Annotated in this window: 8 protein-coding genes and 1 rRNA gene; all 9 read left to right on the top strand. The window is 46.4% G+C overall.

Going from position 1 to position 9718, the window contains the following annotated elements:
• Positions 1-1122, top strand: a 1122-nt coding sequence (locus VN447_RS12090; protein WP_325525616.1) for a hypothetical protein, incomplete at its 5' end; no start/stop codon positions are given.
• Between the two features lie 266 nt (positions 1123-1388).
• Positions 1389-3047: a dihydroxy-acid dehydratase gene (gene ilvD, locus VN447_RS12095; RefSeq protein ID WP_325525617.1), complete on the top strand. Its 1659-nt coding sequence runs from the start codon at positions 1389-1391 to the stop codon at positions 3045-3047.
• A gap of 188 nt (positions 3048-3235) precedes the next feature.
• Positions 3236-4258 (top strand): LacI family DNA-binding transcriptional regulator, encoded by a 1023-nt coding sequence (locus tag VN447_RS12100; protein WP_325525618.1) that lies wholly within the window; start codon positions 3236-3238, stop codon positions 4256-4258.
• Between the two features lies 1 nt (position 4259).
• On the top strand, positions 4260-5204 hold the full coding sequence (rbsK, locus tag VN447_RS12105) for a ribokinase (RefSeq protein WP_325525619.1): 945 nt from the start codon (positions 4260-4262) through the stop codon (positions 5202-5204).
• On the top strand, positions 5205-5600 hold the full coding sequence (gene rbsD / locus VN447_RS12110; protein ID WP_325525620.1) for a D-ribose pyranase: 396 nt from the start codon (positions 5205-5207) through the stop codon (positions 5598-5600).
• A gap of 9 nt (positions 5601-5609) precedes the next feature.
• Positions 5610-7103 (top strand): sugar ABC transporter ATP-binding protein, encoded by a 1494-nt coding sequence (locus VN447_RS12115; protein ID WP_325525621.1) that lies wholly within the window; start codon positions 5610-5612, stop codon positions 7101-7103.
• Positions 7104-7107: 4 nt separating this feature from the next.
• Positions 7108-8058: an ABC transporter permease subunit gene (locus VN447_RS12120; RefSeq protein ID WP_325525622.1), complete on the top strand. Its 951-nt coding sequence runs from the start codon at positions 7108-7110 to the stop codon at positions 8056-8058.
• A 105-nt stretch (positions 8059-8163) separates the two neighbouring features.
• On the top strand, positions 8164-9102 hold the full coding sequence (rbsB, locus tag VN447_RS12125) for a ribose ABC transporter substrate-binding protein RbsB (RefSeq protein WP_325525623.1): 939 nt from the start codon (positions 8164-8166) through the stop codon (positions 9100-9102).
• A 521-nt stretch (positions 9103-9623) separates the two neighbouring features.
• Positions 9624-9718: ribosomal RNA gene (locus VN447_RS12130) — 16S ribosomal RNA — on the top strand; the annotation flags it as partial.

The raw sequence follows: 9718 nt of genomic DNA on the forward strand, positions 1-9718 counted from the left end.
ATATTCAGTAGCATTACTAGTAGTTATTTTTATTATGAAGGAATGGTATTTAAAATGGAAAAATATCAAAAGCATGGTATTAACCCCTTCCTTATCAGTATAGCTACAGGGCAGGAGGTAAATAGTGTACCGCTGCGTCCAACCGTTGCCACACTGCCGGGTAAGTATCCTAAACATATTTATAAATATATGAAAGAGATCAACCGGGAATTTCCTGAAAACATTTTCCGATTAAAATGTAAGGCTTGTGAAAAAAGCGGGGATTATGACCTGGGGACTTTGGTGTTAGCAACAACTGATAAGAGTATAGTGGATAAGTTTCAGGCAGTTGGCTATTTTCGCTGCAAGCATTGTAATACAGCCGGTGAGTGGGAATTATCTCAACATATGCAAACAGTGCTTGCAGGGAAAATGGCAGCAGTTGCTGTTCAAACCATGGTAAAAGATAAAGTGAACAGCGGCGTGGTTTTTGGACAAGCGCTTATTGATAACGAGTTTGCACCTCGCTGGGGTAGTGATGCTGAATTATATTTTCTAAATAAACTCTCTAATAACCCCCAAGATGCTTATCTTTGGAACCGGTTAGGGAATATATACTACAAAGGCAAGCGACCTGAGTTAGCCGCTTGTGCGTATGAGCAGGCGCTATTTTTTGATTTAGGTCAGGTAGAGTCACACTTTTCTCTAGGGCAAATACTGCTGGAATGCGGTGAGTTTGAAACCGCAGCAGAACATCTAAGACAGGCGGTGGCTTTTGCGCATCAGTATAACTCACTGTCGGCTTATGACCTCAGAGAGATTATTGTCGGAGCGTTAACAGTATTGCTTGATATCTATAACCAAAGCGGTAAGAAGATTGATATGCTACCGAGACCTAGTGAGTTGGCAGTGGCCCGCTTTACTCAAAACGAAGTGGCAGCGACAGCTAAGTTAGATTTTGAGATTGATACTAACCGCCGAGAAACCCTTTATCCGCTTGCTGAAGTATACTTGGGCACCCGCAGGGATGAGTTGCCACAAGAAGAACGAACAGGACGTGTTCCACGTCTGAAAGCAGCTTGGCCGGTAGCTAGCAAAGTCAATAAACAAAAGCCCTCCAAGAAAAGCAAAAAAAGAAAGTAAATATAACAAAAAAGTCATCTTCTTACAAACAGGAGGATGACTCTTTTTATCCGATGACCAGCCGCTCTTAACTCCTTTTTTTACAAATAGGGGCTAAGAGCGGCTAAGTCTATCTTTACAATCAGCAATTTATAGACAATGATTAAATAGAGAAGGAATTACCGACGTTTTGTTGAATAAATAATACAATGTTACTGTTTGGACCACCTGAAAAGGATTTTTGTACGTGGCAGGCGGTGGATTACTATCAGGAGGAGAATATTTTTATGACATTAAAAAGCGATATAGTTAAAAAGGGCTCAACCCGGGCGGCTCACCGTTCGTTATTTTATGCAATGGGTTATACTCCCAAAGAATTAGAGAAACCAATGATTGGCATTGTTAATGCATTTAATGAAATCATCCCCGGACATATGCATCTTAGGGATGTAGCCGAGGCTGTGAAACTAGGCGTGGCCGCAGGCGGCGGCATGCCAGTAGAGTTTCCGGCTATTGGTATCTGTGATGGTATTGCTATGGGCCATGACGGCATGAAATATCCATTGCCCAGCCGCGAGCTTATCGCTGATTCAATCGAGGCTGTGGCCATCGGCCATCGGTTTGACGGCTTGGTGCTTATTCCCAACTGTGACAAGATTGTACCAGGCATGCTTATGGCGGCGGCCAGACTCAACATTCCCTGTATTGTAATGAGCGGCGGCCCAATGCTTGCCGGACGTTACCAGGGACGCGATATCAGTGTAAGTACTATGTTTGAAGCAGCAGGCCTCTTTGAAGCCGGTAAGATTACGGCTGGTGAGCTAGATCAAATGGAAAAATCCGCTTGTCCTGGTTGCGGCTCATGTGCTGGGATGTTCACCGCCAATACCATGAACTGTATGGCTGAAGCACTCGGCATGGCGCTACCTGGGAATGGTACCATCCCCGCAGCTCACTTTGGTGCTCGACGGATGATGGCCAAGCAGTCAGGGGAAATTATCGTTGATCTAGTCAAACGCGACGTTAAGGCTCGCGATATTATGACCCGTAATGCGTTTGAAAATGCCATGACTGTTGATATGGGCATTGGCGGATCATCCAATACAGTATTGCACCTTACTGCGATTGCCTACGAAGCTGGTATTGAACTACCCCTGTCGCTGTTTGACGAGATTAGTGCCAAGACACCCTACATCACCAAATTAAGCCCTGGCGGCACTTATCATATCCAAGACCTTAACGAAGCCGGCGGTATTTCTGCAGTGCTGAAAGAGCTTACCAAATGCGGCGGAATTCATACTGAGGCGCTGACGGTGAATGGCACCATTGCCGACAGAATTGAATACGCCTCCATTTACCGTCCTGAGGTAATTAAGACAGTAGAGGAACCATATCGCAAAACTGGCGGTATCGCTATTTTAAATGGCAACCTGGCTCCTGACGGTGCAGTTGTAAAAGAAAGCGCTGTAAAGGAAGATATGCTTACTTTCGAAGGGATTGCTCGCGTATTTAACTCCGAAGAGGAAGCCATTGAAGCTATTATTGGTAAAAAGATTAAAGACGGCGATGTTGTGGTTATACGTTACGAAGGCCCTAAAGGTGGCCCTGGTATGAAAGAGATGCTTAATCCGACAGCCGTAATTGTCGGTATGGGCCTTAAAGTGGCACTTCTGACAGACGGACGATTCAGCGGCGCTACCCAGGGCGCGTGTATCGGGCACATTTCGCCTGAAGCTATGGAAGGCGGCCCAATTGCTCTCCTGGAAGATGGCGATATTATCAATATCGATATTCCTGGGCGCAAGCTTGAATTCAAGGTAAGTCCTGAAGACCTAGCTAAGCGTAAAGCTGCATGGGTTAAACCAGCCCCCAAAGTCACTACCGGATATCTGGCCAGATATGCAAAACTGGTTACTTCGGCTAATACAGGCGCTGTGCTTAAATAGATTATTAAAAAACTTGAAGCAGTCCCGCATGGGGCTGCTTTATTTTTTTTGCAAACGCTGGCAGGAATTTCGAAAAATACGTAGTAATATACCAGTAAACGTTTACGAAAACGTTTACATTGCTAGGGAGTCTCTGTTAGAAATACAAAGTGAAATGTTGTTTTAAAGGTTTAACAGGAGATTAAAAAATGAAATACGGGAAAACTACGATAACAATCAAGGATGTTGCCCGAGCGGCCGGAGTATCGATAGCGACAGTATCTCGGATTTTAAATGGCAGTGCCGTGGTGTCGGGAGAACTAGCGGCACGGGTAGCGGCGGCGGTAGACGAACTGGAATATCGCCCCAATGCCGTAGCAAGAGCGCTTAAAGAGAGGAAATCACGCAGTATTGGGCTTATTATCCCTGATATTGAAAATCCCTTTTTTCCGGCGCTGGTTAGAGGTGTTGAAGATGCTGCCAGGCAGCACGGTTATGCCGTGATTTTATGCAATTCTGACGGTAAGCCGGCTGAAGAGGAACGCTATATACAGTTTCTGTTTAGTAAACAGGTGGACGGGATTTTATTTATTGGCGGTGCGGACAGTGAAGGTAATTTGGAGCTATTATCGGCCTTGCCCACGCCTGTAGTCACGTTGGACCGACGCTCAGCCGCCGCCAAATTGAGTGCTGTGGTTTGTGACAACTACCAGGGCGCTATGTTGGCTGTTAAGCATCTTATTGGTCTTGGACGACGGCAGATTGCTTTTATTGGTGGACCGGTTCAGTCTTCATCAGCGATTGACAGGCGGCGGGGTTTTTTTGATACCCACAGCCAACAGAGATTGCCTGTAAATGAGCGGCTGCTGTTTGTTGGCAACTATACTTTTGACAGCGGTTATAAAGCAGCCATAGCGCTTATTGACGGTCAGCAGTCGTTTGATGCCATTTTTGCTGCCAATGATATGATGGCGATTGGTGCTATCGAAGCTTTGACTGAGCGTGGATTAAAAATACCTGATGATGTGGCGGTTGTCGGCTATGACGATATCAGAATGGCGGGGTGGTATAAGCCTGCGCTTACCACTGTGCGCCAACCTGTATATGATATGGGTTCGGCTGCAGTAGATATACTTCTTAAACAAATAACCGGAGCTGAAACAAGTGTCTGTGAGCAAAAGTTTGGACCGGAGTTGATTGTGCGCAAATCTTCCGGTGCTAAGGAGGGCTAAGTTGAATCAGGAACAAACTGAGAATATTCCAGTGCTGGTTGTCGGCAGTCTTAATATGGATTTGGTGGCAACAGCAGATCGATTGCCTGCGACCGGTGAGACAGTATTCGGTAGCGAGTTTGCTACCTTTCCCGGCGGTAAGGGGGCTAATCAGGCCGTTGCTGCTGGCAAATTAGGGGCTAAAGTAACTATGGTGGGTTGTGTGGGCCAGGATGCCTTTGCGCAAGAACTGATAACAAGCCTGAGTGAAAACAATGTAGATACGGTTTTTGTCCGGAGGGCTGATAAATCTACCGGCACGGCGCTGATTACTGTCGGTGCGTCTGGAGCCAATACTATTGTCGTGGTGCCTGGAGCTAATGCTTATTGTAACAAAGAAGATGTGGATAAGGCTTTGAAAAGCTTTGACAAGCCGGGAATTTTATTGGTACAGCACGAAATCCCGGCAGACACTGCACAGTATGCCATACAAGCAGCGAAAGAAGCCGGTTGGACGGTGGTTTTAAATCCTGCTCCTGCACGCGCGGTTCCGGAGCACACGTTGGCAATGGTGGATATTATTACTCCTAATGAAACCGAAGCTGCTATAATTACCGGCTGTCAAGTAGGCTCACCTGATGAGGCAATTACCGCTGGCAAAAAGCTGCTTTCTCTTGGTGTCAAGGCTGCAGTAGTGACCTTGGGTAGTCAGGGCGCGATATGCATTATGGCTAACGAAATATTTCATATATCGTCTATTTCAGTTGAGGCAGTTGATACAACCGCTGCCGGTGATGCTTATACCGGCGCGCTGGCTGCAGCATTAGCCGAGGGCTGGGAACTGAAAGATAGTTTGCGATTTGCTGCGGTAGCGGCAGGTCTGTCGGTAACTAAGCGGGGAGCTCAACCAGCCCTGCCTTGGCGGCGGGAAGTCGATGAATATATAAGTCGTCAGGAGGTTAAATAGATGAAGAAGATAGGGACTCTCAACCAACCAATTAGTGAAGTCATTGCCGGCATGGGGCATGGCGATATACTGGTTATTGCCGACGCCGGCTTGCCTATCCCCCCTGGCGTACGCCGAATAGATTTAGCGCTGATGCCAGGAGTTCCTGAGTTTTTGCGCACCCTTGAGGTTATCTTAAGTGAGCTCCAAGTGGAAAGTGCGGTTATCGCCACCGAGACGGCCGAAGTCAGCCCGAAAATTTATGAAGGTATTAAAGCTTCATTATCCGCTGTTCCAGCCGTGATGGTAAGCCATGAAGAATTCAAGCTGCTAACTCGTCAGGCTGTGGCTGTTATCCGTACTGGGGAATGTACGCCATATGCCAATATTATTCTAAAATCTGGCGTAACTTTTTAGGAGGCTGGTGTGAATAATCATGTATTACTTGAGATGCGAGGGATTATCAAAGAATTTCCGGGCGTAAAGGCCCTCAAAAGCGTCAATTTTTCCCTTGCAGCTGGTGAAATCCACGCCCTCTTGGGCGAGAATGGTGCCGGCAAATCAACACTTATGAAAATACTCAGCGGCGTGTACCAAAAAGATGCCGGTGAAATAGTGCTTAATGGCCAGACAATTGAAATAACCGGCCCGCGCCAAGCGCAGGAACTAGGCATCGGGATTATCCACCAGGAACTTAATCTTGTGCCTGAGCTTACTGTTATGGAAAACATTTTCTTAGGACGCGAACCACTGCGTGCTTTGGGATTTGTCGACTGGAAAACCATGCGTGAGCAGGCAGCTCAGGTGTTGGCACGGCTCTGTTCAGACATTTCCCCAGACTCCATTGTCGCACAACTGAGCATCGGCGAGCAGCAAATGGTGGAGATAGCTAAAGCGTTGTCATATGAGACCAAGATACTCATTATGGACGAACCTACTGCGGCACTTAGCGGGCGTGAGACTGAACATCTTTTTGGTATCATCCGTCAGTTGGCTGCGGCCGGTGTCGGTATCGTCTATATTTCGCATCGCATGGAAGAACTGTTTGCCTTAAGCCATAGAATAACGGTGATGCGCGATGGAGCCTATATTGGTACTGTTAATACCCCTGAAGCCGTGTTTGATCAATTGGTAAAAATGATGGTCGGGCGAGAAATGACCGCCCGGTTTCCCAAAGAGATAGCACCCCTGGGAAACGAAGTACTTAGTGTTGACGGCTTATCTCGTCAAGGGGTGCTAGAGAATGTCACCTTTACCGTACGAGCCGGGGAAGTAGTCGGCATTGCTGGTCTTATGGGTGCAGGTCGTACCGAACTGGCCAGAGCAATATTTGGTGCTGACCCGGTAGACAGTGGTACAATCACGATCGCTGGCAAACCGGTTACGATAAAAACCCCTGCGGATGCCATCAGGTCAGGGATCGGCCTAATTACCGAAGACCGTAAACATCAAGGGTTAATATTGTCGCTGTCGGTAGGAGAAAACATTTCGCTAGCTGCCTTGGAAACAGTAAGCAGTCAGACTTTTATCTCAAGTAAGGCTGAGGCGAGCCTTGTCAGTAGTCAGATTGATAAACTGAGAATCAGGACACCCAACGCGGCGCAATTGGTAAAAAATCTAAGCGGTGGTAATCAGCAAAAGGTAGTTATTGCTAAATGGTTATCTACCAGTCCACAGCTATTGATTATGGATGAACCAACACGTGGTGTGGATGTTGGCGCCAAAGCCGAGATTTATCAAATCATGAATATGCTGACAGCTGCCGGGGTTGGTATCTTGATGATTTCATCAGAGCTGCCTGAGGTTCTAGGAATGAGTGACAGGGTATTAGTCATGCATCAAGGACGTATCATGGCAGATATGCCGGTTGCCGGGGCGACTCAGGAAAAAATTATGGCTTATGCGGCCGGAGGGGAGTAATACAGTGGCAGTAGAACAGACAAAAGCAAAATTAAGCGCTACTGTTATTCGGAAAATGGGGCCGCTGTTAGGCTTGCTCTTAATCAGCCTGGCACTGGCGCTTCTGTCAGACCGATTTTTAACAGTAAATAACCTGCTCAACGTAACCCGGCAAGTATCACTAAACGCTATTATCAGTGTTGGCATGACCCTGGTCATTCTCACCGGCGGTATCGATTTGTCGGTAGGCTCTATTGTGGCCATGGCTGGAAGTATTACCGCCGGTCTTATGAGTGCCGGGCAAGGCATGGGGACAGCGATAATAGCCGGTATTGCCATTGGCAGTATATTGGGGGCAATTAACGGCCTCTTAATTACCAAAGGAAAAGTGCCACCATTTATTGCCACTATGGGTATGATGACGGTAGCCAGAGGCTATACGTTGGTGTATACCGAAGGGCGGCCGATTACCGGTCTGACGGAAGACTTCCGCTGGTTGGGCGGCGGTTATATCACTGGGATTCCTGTACCTGTTGTCATTATGGCCCTCATCTTTATTGCCGCTTATTTTCTTTTAAAGAAAAACCAGTTAGGCCGCTATATTTATGCAATTGGTGGTAATGAAGAAGCAGCCAGACTGTCTGGTATTGGCACTAAAAAGATATTAGTCACAGTGTATACTCTCTCAGGACTCTTGGCGGGGTTAAGCGGAATTATTCTTACTTCCCGTCTTAATTCGGCTCAACCCACTGCTGGAATGGGGTTTGAGCTTGATGCTATTGCTGCCGTTGTCTTAGGTGGCACAAGTTTAGCCGGGGGATTAGGCACAATAGGCGGTACGCTGGTAGGGGCCATGATTATTGGTGTTCTTGATAATGGTCTTAACCTGCTTAATGTATCTTCTTTCTATCAGCAGGTAGCTAAAGGATTGGTTATCTTGCTGGCTGTCTTACTCGACCGCAAACGCGACAAATAGCCAGAATGTAGCTAGATGCATTTGTATGGCAAAAAGGGGGGAACGCAGGGCAATCACCGGCTGTTGACTTCCATTTTGACTAAAAACATCAAGGGGGAGAAAAAAATGTTTAGCAATTTGCGTAAAAAGAGTGTGTGGGCTTTACTGCTTGTTATGGTTATTACTATGAGTCTCATCGCCGGTTGCGGCGGCAACCAACCCAAAGAGCAGGCTCCGGCTGCCAAAAAAGCGGTAGTTGGCCTAGCTGTATCAACTTTAAACAACCCATTTTTTGTTGACTTGAAAGATGGTGCTAAAGCTGCTGCCGATGCCAATGGTCTTGAGCTGGTTGTTATGGATGCGCAAAACGACGCTTCCAAGCAATTGGCGAACATTGAAAATCTCATTCAGCAGAAAGTTAGCGTTATTATTGTTAATCCGGTTGATTCCAAAGCGATCGTTCCCGCTATCGAAGCTGCCAATAAAGCCAATATCCCTGTAATCACTGTTGACCGCGGCGCTGCCGGCGGTACCGTTGTAAGCGCCATCGCCTCTGACAATGTTGCCGGCGGAAAAATGGCTGGACAGCTTATTGTTGACAAACTGTCCGGTAAAGGTAAAGTTGTAGAACTTGAAGGTATTCCTGGCACTTCAGCTGCCAATGATCGTGGCAAAGGCTTCAACGAAGCGATTAAAGCAGCAACTGGTATTACTGTAGTTGCTAAACAGCCAGCTGACTTTGACCGTGCCAAAGGTATGAAAGTTATGGAGAACATCCTCCAGGCCAACTCAGAAATCAACGCAGTATTTGCTCACAATGATGAGATGGCTCTCGGAGCTCTTGAAGCGATCAAAGCTGCCAAACGCACGAACGTCATAGTGGTTGGCTTTGATGCTACCGCTGACGCGGTTAAAGCCGTAAATGAAGGTGCGTTAACCGCGACAGTAGCTCAGAAACCGAAAGATATGGGCAAAATCAGTATCGAAACAGCAAAAAAAATAATTGCTAAGGAAACTGTGCCTGCTGCTATACCTGTTGCGCTTGAACTGGTAGTTAAGAAATAACTCATGATTACAAAAGAGGCAGACGTGAGTCTGCCTCTTTTGTATAGTTTGTTTTTTCAAAATTGCGCGAATAATCATTGACGTGCTAGGTTACAATATGCTACGATAGAATAGCATATAAGCCTCGGAGTACGGTCACGCCTAGGGAGTTGGATTGCATAATGAGTAGAGCGTGTTAGTAGGCAAACGTTGTCGTGAGCGCGAACGAGGTTATAAAAAAAATATGTGTTGACGCAGCTGTAAAAGTTGTGCTAATCTATATAAGCTGTCATTATGAATAAAGCAGCAAGAAATACCAAGAATAAAGATGTTGACACGATGAAATAAACGTGATAACATATAAAAGCTGTCAAATTTAGCAGCAATGCGAATGCGACAACAATTAAAACAACGTTCCCTGAAAACTGAACAATGTAAAGTAATGCATCATAAAATGCCAGATGTGCGTTGTGCTACTTGTAGCACAAACAAAAACATTTTTTTGATTTAATGAGCCGATAAACGGCTTCAATAAATACACTTTATTGGAGAGTTTGATCCTGGCTCAGGACGAACGCTGGCGGCGTGCCTAACACATGCAAGTCGAACGGAGTATTCAGCAATGGATACTTAGTGG

Origin of the sequence: Sporomusa sp. (assembly GCF_035561155.1) — a bacterium.
Taxonomy (GTDB): Bacteria; Bacillota; Negativicutes; order Sporomusales; family Sporomusaceae; genus Sporomusa.

Excerpts from the sequence above, each read along its gene's own strand:
- ilvD (WP_325525617.1), top strand. The coding sequence starts at position 1,389 with ATGACATTAAAAAGCGATATAGTTAAAAAGGGCTCAACCCGGGCGGCT.
- VN447_RS12100 (WP_325525618.1), top strand. The coding sequence starts at position 3,236 with ATGAAATACGGGAAAACTACGATAACAATCAAGGATGTTGCCCGAGCG.
- rbsD (WP_325525620.1), top strand. The coding sequence starts at position 5,205 with ATGAAGAAGATAGGGACTCTCAACCAACCAATTAGTGAAGTCATTGCC.
- rbsB (WP_325525623.1), top strand. The coding sequence starts at position 8,164 with ATGTTTAGCAATTTGCGTAAAAAGAGTGTGTGGGCTTTACTGCTTGTT.